Origin of the sequence: Amphritea sp., assembly GCF_048266285.1 — a bacterium.
Classification (GTDB): Bacteria; Pseudomonadota; Gammaproteobacteria; order Pseudomonadales; family Balneatricaceae; genus Amphritea.
In genome coordinates, this window is the sequence record NZ_JBLWZV010000019.1 from 20,729 (window position 1) to 37,479 (window position 16,751).

16 protein-coding genes are annotated in these 16,751 nt (G+C 44.9%); 8 read left to right on the plus strand and 8 right to left on the minus strand.

The genetic code is table 11. The annotated features are described in order from the left end of the window. Nucleotides 1-27: 27 nt before the first annotated feature. The 3 genes from ACN0T0_RS16355 to ACN0T0_RS16365 all read left to right on the plus strand — a co-directional run bounded on the left by ACN0T0_RS16355 (nucleotide 28) and on the right by ACN0T0_RS16365 (nucleotide 868). On the plus strand, nucleotides 28-258 hold the full coding sequence (locus ACN0T0_RS16355) for a hypothetical protein (RefSeq protein WP_417227799.1): 231 nt from the start codon (nucleotides 28-30) through the stop codon (nucleotides 256-258). Continuing rightward, nucleotides 245-655, plus strand: a complete 411-nt coding sequence (locus tag ACN0T0_RS16360; protein WP_417227800.1) for a tyrosine-type recombinase/integrase — start codon at nucleotides 245-247, stop codon at nucleotides 653-655. The genes ACN0T0_RS16355 and ACN0T0_RS16360 overlap by 14 nt, the downstream gene beginning before the upstream one ends. Before the next feature lie 66 nt (nucleotides 656-721). Beyond that, nucleotides 722-868 carry a hypothetical protein gene (locus tag ACN0T0_RS16365; protein ID WP_417227801.1) on the plus strand — a complete coding sequence of 49 codons (147 nt, stop codon included), beginning with the start codon at nucleotides 722-724 and terminating at the stop codon, nucleotides 866-868. Nucleotides 869-908: 40 nt separating this feature from the next. Here ACN0T0_RS16365 and ACN0T0_RS16370 read toward each other — a convergent pair whose 3' ends face one another. Together ACN0T0_RS16370 and ACN0T0_RS16375 are read right to left on the minus strand one after the other, a co-directional pair. After that, nucleotides 909-1,211: a DUF1330 domain-containing protein gene (locus ACN0T0_RS16370; protein WP_417227802.1), complete on the minus strand. Its 303-nt coding sequence runs from the start codon at nucleotides 1,209-1,211 to the stop codon at nucleotides 909-911. A gap of 177 nt (nucleotides 1,212-1,388) precedes the next feature. Further along, the gene (locus ACN0T0_RS16375) at nucleotides 1,389-2,300 is read right to left on the minus strand and encodes a 2OG-Fe(II) oxygenase family protein (RefSeq protein WP_417227803.1); all 912 of its coding nucleotides are present in this window, start codon (nucleotides 2,298-2,300) and stop codon (nucleotides 1,389-1,391) included. A gap of 650 nt (nucleotides 2,301-2,950) precedes the next feature. Between ACN0T0_RS16375 and ACN0T0_RS16380 the strand changes: the two genes are divergently transcribed. Both ACN0T0_RS16380 and ACN0T0_RS16385 read left to right on the plus strand, forming a co-directional pair. Continuing rightward, nucleotides 2,951-3,424, plus strand: a complete 474-nt coding sequence (locus ACN0T0_RS16380; RefSeq protein ID WP_417227804.1) for a MarR family winged helix-turn-helix transcriptional regulator — start codon at nucleotides 2,951-2,953, stop codon at nucleotides 3,422-3,424. 275 nt (nucleotides 3,425-3,699) lie between these two features. Then, nucleotides 3,700-5,238, plus strand: coding sequence for a sulfatase-like hydrolase/transferase (locus tag ACN0T0_RS16385; protein WP_417227805.1), 1,539 nt, complete (start codon nucleotides 3,700-3,702; stop codon nucleotides 5,236-5,238). 163 nt (nucleotides 5,239-5,401) lie between these two features. Here ACN0T0_RS16385 and ACN0T0_RS16390 read toward each other — a convergent pair whose 3' ends face one another. From ACN0T0_RS16390 to ACN0T0_RS16410, 5 genes are all read right to left on the minus strand, one after another. After that, nucleotides 5,402-5,581 carry a hypothetical protein gene (locus tag ACN0T0_RS16390; RefSeq protein ID WP_417227806.1) on the minus strand — a complete coding sequence of 60 codons (180 nt, stop codon included), beginning with the start codon at nucleotides 5,579-5,581 and terminating at the stop codon, nucleotides 5,402-5,404. A gap of 370 nt (nucleotides 5,582-5,951) precedes the next feature. Further along, nucleotides 5,952-7,118 (minus strand): alpha-hydroxy acid oxidase, encoded by a 1,167-nt coding sequence (locus ACN0T0_RS16395; RefSeq protein WP_417227807.1) that lies wholly within the window; start codon nucleotides 7,116-7,118, stop codon nucleotides 5,952-5,954. A 110-nt stretch (nucleotides 7,119-7,228) separates the two neighbouring features. Continuing rightward, nucleotides 7,229-8,689: a sulfatase-like hydrolase/transferase gene (locus ACN0T0_RS16400; protein WP_417227808.1), complete on the minus strand. Its 1,461-nt coding sequence runs from the start codon at nucleotides 8,687-8,689 to the stop codon at nucleotides 7,229-7,231. 174 nt (nucleotides 8,690-8,863) lie between these two features. Continuing rightward, a complete protein-coding gene (locus ACN0T0_RS16405; protein ID WP_417227809.1) occupies nucleotides 8,864-9,613 on the minus strand; it encodes a TSUP family transporter in 750 nt (249 codons plus the stop codon). 15 nt (nucleotides 9,614-9,628) lie between these two features. Next, nucleotides 9,629-10,459: a universal stress protein gene (locus ACN0T0_RS16410; RefSeq protein WP_417227810.1), complete on the minus strand. Its 831-nt coding sequence runs from the start codon at nucleotides 10,457-10,459 to the stop codon at nucleotides 9,629-9,631. Between the two features lie 460 nt (nucleotides 10,460-10,919). Between ACN0T0_RS16410 and ACN0T0_RS16415 the strand changes: the two genes are divergently transcribed. From ACN0T0_RS16415 to ACN0T0_RS16425, 3 genes are all read left to right on the plus strand, one after another. Further along, nucleotides 10,920-11,888: a Bug family tripartite tricarboxylate transporter substrate binding protein gene (locus tag ACN0T0_RS16415; RefSeq protein WP_417227811.1), complete on the plus strand. Its 969-nt coding sequence runs from the start codon at nucleotides 10,920-10,922 to the stop codon at nucleotides 11,886-11,888. Nucleotides 11,889-12,000: 112 nt separating this feature from the next. Beyond that, nucleotides 12,001-12,579 carry a hypothetical protein gene (locus ACN0T0_RS16420; protein WP_417227812.1) on the plus strand — a complete coding sequence of 193 codons (579 nt, stop codon included), beginning with the start codon at nucleotides 12,001-12,003 and terminating at the stop codon, nucleotides 12,577-12,579. 56 nt (nucleotides 12,580-12,635) lie between these two features. After that, nucleotides 12,636-14,162 carry a tripartite tricarboxylate transporter permease gene (locus ACN0T0_RS16425; RefSeq protein WP_417227813.1) on the plus strand — a complete coding sequence of 509 codons (1,527 nt, stop codon included), beginning with the start codon at nucleotides 12,636-12,638 and terminating at the stop codon, nucleotides 14,160-14,162. A 1,130-nt stretch (nucleotides 14,163-15,292) separates the two neighbouring features. On the opposite strand, the gene ACN0T0_RS16430 is transcribed toward ACN0T0_RS16425, so the two are convergent. Continuing rightward, nucleotides 15,293-16,714: an aldehyde dehydrogenase family protein gene (locus tag ACN0T0_RS16430; RefSeq protein WP_417227814.1), complete on the minus strand. Its 1,422-nt coding sequence runs from the start codon at nucleotides 16,712-16,714 to the stop codon at nucleotides 15,293-15,295. Nucleotides 16,715-16,751: the final 37 nt, after the last annotated feature.

Genomic DNA, 16,751 nt, shown 5'->3' on the forward strand with positions numbered 1-16,751 from the left:
TGCCTTACCCATCCTGGGTATTATTGTGTGGGTAAGGTCGAACTTATGATCCTAATTTTGGCAGAAATGAGTGTCCCTGTCGTCGGTGATTTTACACGTCAGCACTTGGGCGGTGACTTGCATTATTTTTTTAGTGGCAAATCCCTTTATCAACTTGATAAAGAGGTTCTCAATATGAAATCACTTTACATTCACCTACTAACAACGGCATCTATTTCAGCAAGGTTGTTCTCTGGCCGTGCCAATGAAAATGACTAAAACAGAGGTTGAGCAATGGGCGGCGGTCTATCTGAACAACCTTAAAAACAAAACCATTAATGCAATGATGATCATGTTTAGAGGCATTTTTAAAGATGCTGTAGCCGATGGCGTTATTACTACCAACCCACTCTCACTCATTGAAAACCGCAAGGTAATGAAACAAGCGCCCGATCCTGTTCTGAAATCTGAGATGACTAAGATACTCTCAACCCAACGTTATCAGGAAGTCACTATGATGAAGTTTGCTTTCTGGACCGGCGTGCGTGTATCGAAACTCATTGCACTCGGCTGGGATGATATAGATTTCGATAGAGGCGTTGCCAAAATACGCCAAGCGCGGGTTAAAGGCTATTTCAAAGAGCCTAAAACTCGCGGTTCGGGGCCGAGCGGTTAAAACCGGCACTTGACGTGCTGCAGGAGCAACAGCCACACCTATCAAACTCCGCCCGAGGAGCTTCAAGTGACTCAAGAAGATAACCGTAGCGTGAATAACGAAATCTGGCGCCCCATCTGGAGAAATAGCCAATCAGGTGTACCGATACTTGTTGCTACAACAGTAAATGATAAGCAAAGAGAAGTTGAGCCAGATAAAGGGTATCCTAATTAAGCATTGGATAAATAAGTGCTTAAGCGTAACCAGTTTATACTCAGGACCGATCGCCAAGACCTTCGATGAGGTAGTGATTACTGATAGACCCCGCTGTACGGGCCTTCAAATGAGGTTGATATTCAGGATCATTGATAAAATCCAGAGCCGCCTGTCTAGATGGCCACACAATCACGATCCGCATTGCAGCACCCTCCCCCTCGCCTTCCAGGCGTTCATGGTTACTAGTACGGGCAATATACTGACCGCCATGCTTAGAAACCAGTGTATCTGAAACGGCTGAATAGGCCGGAATCCAATCGTCACTGGTAGGTGTCACATCTAAAACTGAGTAATAAGCCATTATTTTTCTCCGATGTATTTTCGATTATCTTCAATCAGTGAGTGAAGACTTACTTCTATTGATTTGAATTCACACAAACGAAGTCAACACTAACAACTGAACTTTTAATTGATAATATGAAAATTCAGCCAATCACTTTATATAAATTATTGAAAATAACTTAATAGATACAAATACTTAAAACGGGGCATAGTCGTCAAGCGCTACTGTTGGCAACGTCCAGCGTTTTTTGGCATCGATAGCAACACGCGCAGCCGATTGAGGTGGGAGTTGCCCACGATCCCCATACAACCAAAATATTAAGTTAGTGCGTTGACCACTTGTTATCGGTTGAGCAGCATGAGCAACTCTGCCACGGTGAATCATAGCAATGCCCGGTTTGAAATTTAGACCGTTCATTTTGTTCGTGGTTGGGTCGAAAAAATCGACCGATGAACCGGTAAACTCTTCACCTGGCAGGTTCAGATTAATGTTAAGAGTAACGGCAGAAGCATCGGTATGCAGCTGAATTGATGCATCCGTGCTTGGCTGGTAATGAATAGAAAAACCGAGGGTCTGTGTGTCGTAACCCATCGTTTCAGGGAACAAAAGGCGGGCGATCGGGCGCATATAGGTATTCAGCAGTTCACCATAAAAGGCTTGAAAACTTGGTGCTGCAAGATACCCCTCAGATCGGCGATCAAGCATCGCTCCGCCCCGGTTGAGCACAATACCATAGGGCGGTCTTAACGGAATTTGCGCATCCCATACATGGTCTAGATAGCCTCGTAAATCTGCAAGACGATCCGGGTCGAAGAATTGGCACTGAAAAACATCAGGAGCAACTTCCTGCCACAGTTCTTGCACACCAAGCTCTTTCTCTGGATGTTCCCACGCCAGCATAACCGCATTGTTCAAATCTTTATTCAGCAGCGAGCTGTCCAGAGGAATCAAATTACCTTTCTCATCGCCCTCCCACTCTTTCCACGCATGGCTGAGTAATTCTCGATTTTTATTCCAAAACTGCTGTACTGACGGTTCGCGGTAAAGCATTGCTGCTCTCGAAGGCAGATCTAAAGCCCGTGCACGCTGTAATTGTTTGAGTGACATAGTCAGTTTTGCTCCCGATAGCTCACTAGGCAACCGCTCTTGCCTCAGTGGAAAACGCCATACTACATCGACTACTACGAATAAAAACCGCCCCTTATGAGAAACAGAATTAGGATTTTACATATAATCAATCTGTAACAAACATTCTCATTCTGGAATCTAGGGAACCAGTGATAAAAGCCCAGGTTTACTTAATTCGCTAACGTCTCTTCTGCGAATAACTTTCGAGCTAAACCTTTGCCTTCTAGCACATGAGGGAAGTTCATAATGATTGCGTAGGCCAAATCGAGGGACCCCCAGCAAGAGTACGCATAGCAGTAATTTCGTAAACGTATATCCTTTACGGGCTCTCAGACTGTACCCGTTCGGCATGCAATGAACCCCCAGTATCGTGGAGAGTGTATATGGGCGCTGACCATTTCCAGCCTTAAGATAATGTGATGTAATCGTTTTCTTAGAGCACCCTAGGAGGAGGGGCTTATTCACAACGTGCCTAGCGTCGAGATATTCACATTGATCTGAGCTCTATTTAACAACATGTAACGCCTAAATTAGTTAGCTATAACAACGATATTTCGTTAATATCAACAACATAATACGGCGATATATCTTTATATCAGCTATCAATAAATAGCGTTTAGGCTCAAAACATGGACAACTCAAGTCTCAACTATTTAAAGCTACAACAATTAATCGCGTTTAAACTTACCACCTTGGCCAACACTATTACCCGTGCTGTTAGCATTGAACTCGAAAAAGATTTCAGCATCGGTATTACCGACCATCGAATCTTAGCGGTAATTGCCCAGAACACGACCGTTTCAATCTCAGAAATCACCAACCTGACTAAAATCGATAAAGGCTGGATTAGCCGATCAGTCAACAGTTTATTAGAACAGGGCATGATTACCAAAATGCCCGATCAAAAAGATGCCCGTCGTGTAAAGCTTGCATTAACGGATAAAGGTCGAGAGTTACAGCAACAACTTTACACTCAAAGCGTTAGACGCCATGAGCTCTTACTGGAAAAATTCACCCCTGGCGAAACAGCCATGCTATTTGAGTTAGTTGAACAGTTGCAAGGGCAATCAGATATTCTATTGAAAGAAGCTGAAGAAAAGTAAAACGCTCGTATCACAGGCGCGCAATGCGCCTGTACCTCGCTGTTATTCGGCCATCCCCTCCTTCGTTAATACACCTTACCGCTAGCGCCTCTCTCAACCATAATGATGTTTTATTCAATCATTTTCATATCAAAAAATATTGTTGACAAAACAACCATTAACCAACTACACTTTTTGTTGTTAAGACAACATAATATCTATCAATACACTCCGCTATCTTTTATGAAATTTCTTAGGAGCCCGTATTAATCTGAAGGATGTAGAGGCTACATAACATGCAAAAAAAACAACCCAATATATTAATCATCACCTCCGATCAGCATCGAGGAGATTGTTATGGATTTGAAGGCCGAAAAGTTCGTACTCCCCATCTAGATGAGATGGCCAGTATGGGTACGCGTTTCAACGCCTGTATAACTCCCAATGTTGTCTGTCAGCCATCGCGCGCATCAATCTTAACGGGGCTTCTGCCAAGAACTCATGGCGTGCATGACAATGGGATCGACCTCAACCCGGCAATCGGCGAAAAAGGATTTGCCGGCGCACTCGCAGCCGCAGGCTATAACACAAGCTTTATTGGCAAAGCCCATTTTGCGACCTATCATACGTTTCAGCCGACCGGTACACCGGAATGCACCACCACAACTCGCTCCATGTCTGAAAACTGGAACGGCCCCTATATGGGCTTCCAGCATGTTGAGCTGATGATGACCGGCCATAACTATTTTCTTCCCAATAAGCCTCCTGAAGGCCAACACTATGAGCGTTTTTTCCATGCCAACGGCATGGGCGAACGACGCATTGAGCAATACCATACAAAACTGCCGCCAATATCAACGGCTGCACAAACATTCAATTCAGCCCTACCAGAAGCCTTTCATAACACTACCTGGGTTGCAGATAGAACTATCGATTACATTAAAGACGCGGCAAAAAGCGATCAACCGTTTTGCATGTGGGCCTCTATCCCCGACCCCCATCATCCTTTCGATGCGCCTGCCCCTTGGTGCTATATGCACCACCCCGACGAAGTAGACATCCCAGAACATAGAACCCGGGATTTTGACAAACGCCCTTGGTGGCACCGTGCATCCGTCGAAACAGACCCTAAAGGTGGTACTGCAGAGTCAAGACGAGTTCGGCGAGAATTTAGCCGGATTGACCCACAAACCGATCAGCAACTTCGAGAGATGACCGCCAATTACTACGGCATGATCTCTCTGATTGATCATAATGTAGGACGAATACTACTGAGCCTTCAAGAGTCCGGGCTAGAAGAAGATACCATCGTTATCTTCACCACCGATCACGGTGATTTGATGGGTGATCACGGTCTCTATCTAAAAGGACCAGCTCATTATGAAGGCTTGTTAAGAGTTGGAATGATTGTCAAAGGCCCAGGCGTACCAAGCAATAAAGTGGTAAGCGAGCCCGTATCAACAATGGATTTGAGTCCGACACTCATTGACTATGCCAATGCGTCTCCACTATCTGAGCAGCATGGTCAATCGCTACGCCCGTTAATTGAAACAGACAATGCATCCCGTGATTTCGCCTTAAACGAATGGGACCTGTTACCAGGACGTATCGGTTTAAACCTAACCCTGCGACTGGCCAGAACCAAAACCCATAAGCTAACTCTTGAACAACAATCAGGCGCTGGTGAAATGTATGATCTGGTTAATGATCCTCATGAGATGCAAAACCTTTTCGACAATCCCGATTACAAATCAGTGCAGCAAGAATTAACCGATATGATTAACGCTAGACCCGATGATATGTTGCCACTTGGAACGCCATCAGGTCCTGCCTAAACGACTAGCAAATCGATTCACAGGGTGGATATCCACCCTGCCTTTTAACTACTTGTTTAAGCACTCCCACATTAAAAGCCCTTAAACTACTCAAACCTGTGCGGTAATTCCCACGACCTCTGACACTATGGCAAAACTAAACTCGAACAGCTAGAAGCATCTGTCAGCCATGCAGGTGGTAGGAAGGATGAGCTAGAAAGGGTAAACGCAGTGTTAAAATACGGGTGATATAACCCAATACTCGTTTGCCCGCACGCCCCAGATTTCTTAGGTTTATAAGTTGTTGCCGTAGTTCAGGATTAGCACGCAACACCCTCATCATATTTCGGTTATGATTATCCATATAGTGACCACTTTTGAGTTTATTCAATAACTTGATAATACCTCTATTTCTACGTATAAAAAGCGAGCTATTCTTACTTAAGACATTAAAAAAACTAATCTATAACACCGATACTATTTTTCTTATAAACTAACGAAAGATGACATTTCAACAGAGTTTAAAGACAGTTGAACAGAAGACCAATGATAAAAGCGGTAAGAATAGAAGGTTGAACAACAAATAAAACAGAAAACAGAAACGCCTATTTCGACTCTACAACATATAACCTGAAACAACGTTAACTTATAACTCTATTTTTTTCATATAGATAACTCATTTTTATCCCAAAAAAAAGCCCTACATGAGCAGGGCTTCAAAAATAGTTGCTTGATCAATCATTAATACGTTTGCGAATATGCTGAGGACCAATTTCTTCCAGTGAAGAACAACCGGCTAAGATCATACAACGCTCAAATTCAGACGTGAGAATATCTAATGCTTTCTCAACGCCTTCCTGCCCGCCAGCTGATAGCCCCCGCACATAGGCTCGACCAATGCTGCAGGCATTAGCACCTAACGCAATCGCTTTAAAAATATCGGTTCCACGACGAATACCGCCATCAACTATAATTTCCATATCAGGACCAACAGCGGCGCGAACCTCTTCAACAAGCTCAATTGGCGCCGGTGTACCATCAAGTTGACGCCCACCATGATTCGATAAAATCACGGCAGTTGCTCCGACCTCTTTTGCTTTAAGCGCATCAGCGACTGACATAATCCCCTTAATGGCAAAGGGCCCTTCCCAGCTATCAATCATCTTCTTCGCATCGTCCCAAGTTAGGTCTTTTTTGAACAGCGTGCCAAGGGCTTGCGTAAAGGCTTGGGAGTCACCCATTGATGGTTGTGGCAACTCGGGGAAGTTCCCCAATGACATTGAGTTCGAACTCAACAAGTATTTAATCGTCCATGCTGGACGCATCATATACTGAAACATTGACTTCAAGGTTAGTCGCGGCGGAATAGCCAACCCACTTCGGGCATCCCGTTCGCGATTCCCCCCCACGACCGTATCCACTGTTAAGCAGAGACCTTTATATCCCGCTTTCTCAGCCCGTTCCAATAATTTACTACTCAATGCTTGATCATTAAGAACATACACCTGAAATAACTTGTTGCATGGGCTAGCCTCGGCAATATCCTCAAGTGGCAGATTGGAAAAAGTAGATGCTGTGTATAACGTGCGACGAGATGCTGCAGCTCGAACTCCCGCTAATTCAGCATCCGTTGGACACATCATGCCAGAGAAGCCGGTTGCCGAAATATAAAAAGGATGCGGTATCTTGCAGCCCATCACCTCTGTCGCAGTGGTCAGCGCACTGATATCCTGTAGCACCTTAGGCACAATTTGATAACGACTAAATGCAGAGATATTATTGGCCAACGACACCTCATCATCAGCGCCTCCTTCCACATAATCAGTCACCGGAACCGGAAGACGCTTTCTAGCCAGACGTCCAAGATCATCAATATTGAAACAGTTTTTTAGTGTTGTCATAATTAAAACCTAAATACTAATAATGGTTAAAACGCCCAGCTAAATAGCCATCGCGTAAAGTCAGTCAATCCGGATTCCCTATCAACCCTAAACGAATGCCTCGATCATATTTATTGCTCGTGAGGCCTCAACGTTGGTACCGGTGTCGCCCCTTTTGGTCCACCCTCAAGACATGCCTCGCGACCTCCATATTGTTCGATCAAAGCTGCCTGATCTGACTTTGCTTTGGCATCAATCGCTTCTGGGCTGAGCATACTTCTTAACTTTTGCTCAAAAAACATAAGAGTTTTTGCATGTTCAGCTAAGCCGGCAAGGTTATCCTCCTCGCCTGGATCATTCTGCATATCAAATAACTCAGGTTCGTAATCGAGGTAATAGATATACTTATACCGCTTGTTGCGCAGCATATAGGCAGCAGAGCGAGAGCCCACTGCGTGATATTCAGCTAATATAAGGCGGTCTGCGTCATCGGAATCATTTGCCATTTGTAACAACGAGCGGCTATGGCTACGATCGTATTGATCCGGGGTTCGGTCTTCTACCCCGACCGCCTCCAATACCGTCGGGTATAAATCCACCAGCGTAACTGGCGTATCGACTTTATGCCCTCTGGGGATGCCTGGGCCACTAATAATCATCGGAATCCCCGCCGACTCATCATTCATAGTGCACTTACCCCACAAGCCTCGAACCCCCATATTGTCACCATGATCACTGCTATAAATGATTCGGGTATTATTTACCAAACCCGTCATTTCTAGCTGATCAAGAATCAAGCCCACCTGACGATCCATAAATGAGATCAAGCCATAGTAGCTAGCCAACGCCATTCTTCGCTCATCAGCAGACAGGCTTTCATCTACCGGTTGGCTGTAAGCCATATCAGCCACCCAGTGGTGGCGTACATAACCAGATTCTGGACGTAATCTCGGCTCGGGGAGGTCCATCGCCAAATAGGGTTTAATAAATGATTCGGGGACGGTCAATGGAAAATGAGGCGCAACTAAGCCAACAAACAGAACCCAAGGTCTCTCCGTGTTTTCACGACTCACCTGCTCAAGCCAATGACAGGCTTTCGCAGTGATGCTTTCGTCATATTGATTGTATTCCGAATAACCAGCCCCAATAGGCCTAAGCATGCCTCCCGCTTGTTTTTCAAATACAGGAAGCGGGTTACGTAATAATCCCCAGAGCATTCCTGGACCTTTAACGTGCATCGGCAAATGTTGCTGGTCAAAACCACAAGGATCTTCTGCACTTTTATAATGAAGCTTTCCTATCGATTCGACCCTCACACCTTCTTGCTGAAGCACATGACCCCATGATCTTTTCTTACCATCATAGCCAAAGGCATTATCCCAGTACTCATTCTGATGAGTATGCAAACCGGTCGCTAACGCTGCACGAGCAGGCACACAAATAGGTGAATTACTGTAAGCCGCTGTAAAGTGCGTTCCCTGATTTGCTAAGCGATCTAGGTTTGGCGTAGACACAAAAGGATCATCACGAAAACCAGAGACCAAAGGGCTGTGCTCATCGGACAATAATATGACTAAATTTGTGTTTTCCATGATTCACCAGATAGCAAATAAATTAAGAAAGGCGCTGTTAAGGAAAGCAATCAACACTATATTTAAGTTGTCTTGACAACTATTATCACCTAATTAAGTACTGACCGCAACATTTATCGCTTGCCTGCTCATACGAGCGCTATGTGTAGATAAAGAAATTTAGCGCCCAAATACTTAATAAATCGCCGTCACCAACGTGAATATCGCATACAGGCCACAAACGCCTAAAATAACAGGTCTGAAACGTTGATTAACAAAGTGCTCAACCAGAGGCGCCATTTTCATTCCGATCAACAGTCCAGGCAATAACCCCACGGCATAGACAAGGCTTTTCAAGGTAATTAAGTGATAAAACACCAGCACAACCAACGAGACAACACCACCAAAAGCAAGAATCGCATTCAATGTACCTCTTACTTTTTCACCCGAACCATGCTGGTAAATCAATCCCATAGGCGGGCCTCCAAGCCCAGCAACTGTTCCGGTAATACCAGAGACTAGACCTGCAGCGAAAAGATTGCGAAGACTCAACACTGGCGATATACGAAAGATGCTCAGCAGTACAATCAATAGAATTACAACCGAAAAAAGCACCTTAAAAGACTCGGGGCTAAGCAATGACGCCATTAATTGCGCCGCAACCAACGATCCAACTAAACGGCCGATAAGTGCTGACTTCAACTCGCTTACAACAACAAAAGCTCGATCTCGCCAAGTCACCCATATGCCTAATGGCACACCAATAATCAATATGACACCCGGTACTAGTGCCGGATCAATCAACAAGAATACGGGTGCCGCCAGCATGCCAAATCCCATCCCAACGGCACTTTGCATAATAGTTGCTAAAACAATCACTATAAACGCAATGCAATAGAGTAAAGGGTCAAACTCAATCAAGCTTATTACGGTGCTGTAGGTCATTGATAAATTAACCTCTTAATGTGACATCAATACTGGAATATTCGCTTTTCTAACCAGAGTATCCGTCACACCGCCGACTAGATCTTCTCTAAACATACTATGTTCATAAGCCCCCGTTACGAGCAACCGAGCACCTACCTGATCACAGTAATCGAGAATACTGTCGCCAACCGAGCGTCCCTTTGGTGAGATAGTCACCAACTCAACCTCAACATCGTGTCGCCGTAACGCTTCGACAACATCGATGCCCTGCAAAGGCTTACATGCCTTCCCTGTTGCCACCGTCAAAACGGTAATCCTTTTTTTGGTTTCAAGAATCTGCATGGCATCAGCTAATGCTCGAGTTGCTGTACGTTTTCCATCCCAAGCGAGCACCGCATGATCCGGTATTTCGTTTTGATCCCACCCCCTTGGAAACACCAACACCGGACGGCCACTTTTTAAGGCGATCTGATCGGGGTGTAGCTCGAGGTGTTCACGGCCGAGTAGCGGGTCGAACTGGCCAACAACGGTAACATCAAATAAACGGGCATATTCTGCCACAGTGGCATCTGAACGGCCTTTCTCAGAGATCCAGTGCAACTTATCCGGCGCAACCTGACCTTCAACACTGGCCAAAAACTGCTGCTTAACTTTCGCATTAAAACCCGACTCAACCTGCAACACAGATTCACATAATGCTTGAGGCATCCATGAACGCAGCCCGGTATCAACACTCAAGCAACCATGAGCAAAAAAACCAGTCAGATGTGCCGCATATTTTTTATGCATCAAAATTGACGCTTTCAAAGCCGCTTCAGATGCTGGGCTTCCGTTATATGCGCACAGAATATTCTTAACAGGCATAAGACCTCCTTAAGTGACGGTATGCAGAAACACTCATAACAGAAAGAGTCTTCCAATCAATTGCCTCTAAAAATACCAGCCATTAAGTTGTCTAGTCAACAAATAAACCTGCTATGATTGACAATATGTAGTTAATTAATCGTAAAATTAACGACTAAACATGATCTAATATTCATTTAACAGCACACTTTCAGAGCAAATAAAAACAAACATAAGCACTTGATTTATTTAAAATATATTATAAAAAAATTAGAATATATCTAAAACAATACTAACTCTAATATGCTGACAACATACCCCACCATGATTATTGGTTGACAAAACAACAGTTAACATCTAAATTGATTTACAACGTGATTGCTTAGGCGTGGCCCGCAATCAGTAACCTAAACAAAAACGCCATTGATAATGGCGACCTCAACGTTTTAACTTAACAATAAGAAATAAAAGCGAGAATAAAATGAAAAAACTACCGCTTCTCTCAGCCGCTCTATGCCTCTCATTCTCATTACTACTAGGTATGACAAGCACTTCAGCCATGGCCGACTGGCAACCATCAGGCCCCATCACATTAAAAATTGGATTCAAAGCTGGCGGCGGTGCCGATACGCAAGCGAGACTCATTGCAGAAGCACTAGAATCCCGTTATGGCTGGCAAGTCATTCCGGAACAAGCGACCGGAAAAGGCGGCTTAAACCTGGCCGCGTCCCTAAAAAAATCACCCAATGATGGTACCTCTATCGGGATGGTCGTTGCTGAAACGATGGGATACAACATGCTAGCAGCGCCTCGAGCTAAGTTAAAACTTGAGGACTTTACTCCACTAGCCTCAACAGCAAGTTTCCAAACCGGCATTGTGGCCAAATCTAATCGTGGCTGGAACAGCATGCACGATGTGATTGCTGACGCGAAAGCCGGTAAACAAATCAAGTTTGGGGTTATGGCTCCCATGCTAGCCGACCTCGCGTACTTATTGGGCAAAGCCAATGATGTAGAATTTAATATCATCAGTGTTAAAGGCGGCAAAGCTGTCATGAACGGTATTAATGCCGATGATATCGATGTGGGCTTAGTTGCAGGCATTCAAAATAAAGCTGTTGCCGCCGGAGACATGGTCAACCTCGCCTCAGCCATTGGCGAACCGCTGAGCATTTCACCAGATGCGCCATTGTTAAGCGACCTTGGATTAAAACGGTTCAATGCCTATGGCTACTTCCTATTTATTGCCCCAGCAAACCTGCCTGAAGAGGCCCGCATTGCACTTTCTGAGGCGATAAGCACAGTTGTTCAAGACCCATCAACCAAAGCACATCAGTTCATTACCAAGGTGTTTTCTAAAACCACAGTATTAGTCGGTGACGAACTCAATAATAGCCTCGCTACAACATCAACTAACGCTAAAGCCTTGCTAGCCGCCGCTGCAGAGTAATCGATCTCGGGCTATATTCACTGTTGTACTTTGCTAATCACCATTGGCAACGTACGACAGTAATTAACCGATATCGCACATTATTGTTCAAATATTTTCATTAGGTAATCATATGATCAGCCTGTTTAAAAGAAATCCAAATCTGGCAATAGGACTCTTAACAATTGCTCTGGGCTGCATAATTTTATTTGTTTGGATCCCCGCAGATGTTGAAACGGGCCTGTTCGAAAAGGTTCGTTCAAGAGTCCGTCTAGGTGACGCATTAGCTCCTTCTATAGCTGCAGCATTACTAATCTTTGCCGGTCTACTCTTGTTCTTTCAATCGTTACGAGCCAATACCGATATCGAGCTGTCTTTCGATAACATGAAATATCTACTGCTATTGTTCTGTCTATTTGTCGTAACGATTAATGTCATGCATTGGTCGGGAACCTGGATCGTCGAAACGGCTAAGCTACTGGGGATTTTAAACGAAGAGAGCAGCTACCGCCTGTTGCGCGATAGTGCACCATGGAAGTATATCGGCTATGTCACCGGCGGACTCTTTATGCTGTTCAGTCTAATCTGTTTGATGGAACGCAAGTTCAGCCTAAAAGCGATGTTTATCGCCCTTGCTGCCGTAGTGACTCTGATTCTCATCTATGACGTGCCTTTTGATAATATTTTGCTGCCTCCTAATGGTGATTTTTGATGGATACTCTAGATTATATTTGGATGGGTGTGCTCGCGGTCTTTCAAGGCCCAGCCATGTTCGAGCTATTCGGTATCGGCATCCCAGTTACTATCGTGATGGTCTTTGGCGGCCTACTATTAGGCATCTTAGTGGGCGCCACACCAGGACTCGCCGGGCCAATGGCAATGGCGGTTTCGCTACCAATACTCATCTCCGTGTTTGGCTATAATCCTGATGCGTTACTACCCGTGATGGGTTTTTTGATCGGGATTATGAAAGGTTCTACTATCGGAGGAGCAGTACCGGCGATTCTATTTAATACACCAGGAACGCCCGATGCTTACATGACCACTCTCGATGGCTATCCTATGACCACCAAAGGACAATCCGGAAAGGCGCTACGGGTGGCTCATTTTTCATCCGTCTCCGGTGATACCTTTTCTGACCTAGTACTTTTTACCTGCGCACCGTTTTTAGCCATTTTGGTCGAGTCCTATCTAGACTTTCCAGAAAAAACAGCATTAATCATTTTGTCGCTGTCGTTTATCGCCGCAATTGTGGGTAACTCAGTCGCGAAAGGACTTATTAGTATGAGCCTAGGTATGCTCATCGCTTATATTGGAACCGGTGAGGATTTCTATCCTCGGCTAACCGGCGATATAGAGTCCATTTCATCAGGCTTCCCAATTGTCTCTGTTATTTTGGGGGTACTGATTATCGGCGAAGTATTTAAAGGTATTGAAGAACTATGGTTAGATAAATACCCACGGACCAAACCCCAGAATGCTGTTAACTCAACATCAAACAAGCTCACCCTCTCTGATATTATTATCATTCTGCCCTATATTCGCAATTCAGCCATTATTGGCACTATTATTGGCGCTCTGCCTGGTATCGGCTCGACATTAGCAGCAACTCTGGGCTATGCAACCGGTAAAAAACTTTATCAAAACAGAAAGCACGCCGATGACCCCAAGTTTGGTGAAGGCGCCATCCAAGGCATCGCGTCAACCGAAGCGGCAAATTCGGCAGTGTCTGGTTCGAATCTGATTCCTGTCTTATCTTTAGGTATTCCAGGTAATGCTGCCGCCGTATTTCTCATCCTAGCAACAGAGACCATAGGCGGCTTCAATCCTGGCCCCTCAGTCTTTAGATTCACGGTAGAAGAGATTAATCCAGAACTGGTGATCGCTTTTGGCTTATTTACCATCATGCTATTCGCAAACTTTCTAAACTGGACCATTGGCGGTGCCTTCATGCGCGCCATGGGCATTATGACCAGAGCACCAAAACAGTACATTTTACCGATTGTATTGCTGCTCTCGCTCACGGCAATCTATTCACAAGAAACCGATATTAATGCTATCTGGTATACATTGGGCTTTGGCGTACTGGGTTATCTATTTAGAAAAACTGGTATCTCACCACTGCCATTTGTTATCGCTTATATGCTTGCAGGCAAGTTAGAGTCAGGTGCCCGACAAGCTTTCGATTCAACCGGCGGTGACCCATGGTTTTTATTCAACAGCCCAACGTCTATTGGATTATTAGCACTGTCCGTTTTTGTCATTTTCTTCTTTGCTAAAAGCTCAAAGAATTAACCCTAGTAGCACCCCGCACCAACGGGATTTTTGGCCAGTACAGAACGATCTGTACTGGCCTTTTTTATTGTAAACTGATTAATCAAGCCACTAACCACAGTGCCTTTCCATCGATGAGCTAGACAGAGACCTAAAAGACCAATCGATAATATCCTCTAGTCGCTCCTTTAGTTCGTTACATCTCACAGTAGCAATAATCGATTATCCACAACGCTATTCCGACATCTCAGCGGATACAATAACGCTCGAGCGAACAGGTAACCCTGATCGAAAAGCACATTAATCTCGCCAGTAAAGTGTTAGGTGAGCCCAGCACCAATTTAGTCTCTAGCGGCTTAGCCCCATGACATTCGGCTACCTACATATTTGTGCCTTTCCTTAAATACAGGCATACCAACGACACCAAAGCATATCGATTTAACCGACTCAAATGTCATCAAGAGTAAGTGCGTTTTCAGCCACCCCCCCCAAAAAAAACTGCCACCCCTAAAATGCCGGTAAACGATAACTTCAGCACTAATGAAGCGCCTTAAGGTTTGCCGGTTAAGCCTTCTATTGGAGACGTAACATCCACCTGAAAAGGTATTCATCTATATCAATAATACGTTCTGGTAACGCTCGGTTTTGTGGTTGAGCATTTTAGTGAAACACTCTATTAGGATTGCGGATAATAGCTTCTCGACCAATTAAACCGTTATTCAATAAAGTATTATTGTCAAACAATCGACACAGACAGCGTAAGTTTCTGGAGGCAAAACAGAGGATGCGAACCAATAAGATCAAGGCAGGATAATCAAGAGAGATGGTGTTTATCGATGGTATCGCATGGCTTAATTTGGCAAAGCAGACCTAATAGATCTAGTGTCAGTGGCCAGAAGAGCCGGTATGGGGTGGATCATAGAGGGAAGCATGCCCCCGCTCAGCAGGAAGGTCGATGCTATAGATTATGGTATCAGTCTCACTGTTTGGATAAAACACGGCTTCGGCTAAAAAGTTCGCTCTTCAAACAATACCACCTGAATTAAAGTTTTCGTCGTTCCCGACAGTCAATACATACTTATTGCTTTTGTATTAAAAAGCACCTGCCCAAAGGGATGAACCAATCGACAGGTGAAACCAAGAAATCGAAACTAACGCTGAACTTTAATCGTTTGTATCGTAGTACACTCGTTAAGCCCGTAACTGCCGAACTCAACACCTATACCCGATTGTTTTACCCCACCAAAGGGAGCATCCGGCTGTAAACCACCATGGCCGTTAACCCAAGCAATACCACATTCAAGCTGTGCAGCTATTTGTGCTGCAGCTCGCTCATCTGAAGACCAGACAGAGCCCCCTAAACCATTAGGGTTGTCATTTGCCAATTGAACGGCCTCTTCAATAGTGTGATATTTAATCACCGGTAAGATGGGACCAAACTGCTCTTTATCTACCAGTTCACTGCCGTTGGTCAATCCCGCAACAATAGTCGGTTGATAGAAGAAGCCATTCCCTTCTATTCGCTTCCCCCCGGCAAGAAAACGTCCACCATCAGCTTTTGCTGATGCAGCCAAGGCTTCAACAATTTCAAGTTGCATCTGATTTTGTAACGGCCCGAGCGCAGTCGTCTCATTAAGTCCATCACCTACTCTCACTTGGGACGCCAATGATGCCAAGCCTGAGCAAATTTCATCATAAAGAGTTTCATGAACATACAGACGCTTTAAGCAGGCGCAGGTCTGACCGTTATTGTGAAAAGCCGCCGCAAAAAGGTCTGCCACCACCGCTGCAGGCTCCACATCCGGCAATACAATCGCCGCATCGTTACCACCTAATTCCAAAACCATACGTTTGAGATTACTGGCACCACTGGACATTATTTTCTTGCCCGTGCCGGTAGAGCCTGTGAAAACAACTTTATTCACATCCTCATGACTTGTAAGCGCATGACCAATATCGCCATAACCATTCACTAAATTTAAAACCCCAGGCGGCAGCAACGTGCTAGCCAACTCAACAAATCGAGAGGTCGCTAGTGGTGTATTCTCTGAGGGTTTAATAACGACCGTATTCCCCACTCGTAAGGCTGCCACTATATGCCAGATAGCAATCATTAGAGGCCAGTTCCAAGGGGTAATCGAGGCAACTACGCCAATCGGTTTACGATGCACCTCAACTAAGGCCTCATCGTCATCCTGAATCGTATCAACCTTAAGTGTTAAATCAGCAGTAGCATGACTCCAACCAATCGCGCCCATCAGTTCCATATTAGCGCCCACACCATTCAGCCCTTCCAATGGCTTACCTGTTTCCAACGTAAGTAGTTCCGCCAACTCAGTTCTATGCGCTTCAAGCAAATCACCGAGTTGATGTATTAAAGCCTGACGGTCTTCATCGGGTAACTTACTCCAAGCTGGAAACGCTTGACGCGCAGCCATAACCGCCTGTTCAACTGTCTCAGCAGTCCCTTGTGCACAGGTTGCAAAAACGTTACCCGTTGCAGGGTTAATAACACGAATAGACTCATGACTATCCAGCGACTGCCCATTCACTGTCATCCGATAATGCTTCATATTGGCTCTCTCTGGTGGTTTAGCTATATTGACGCTC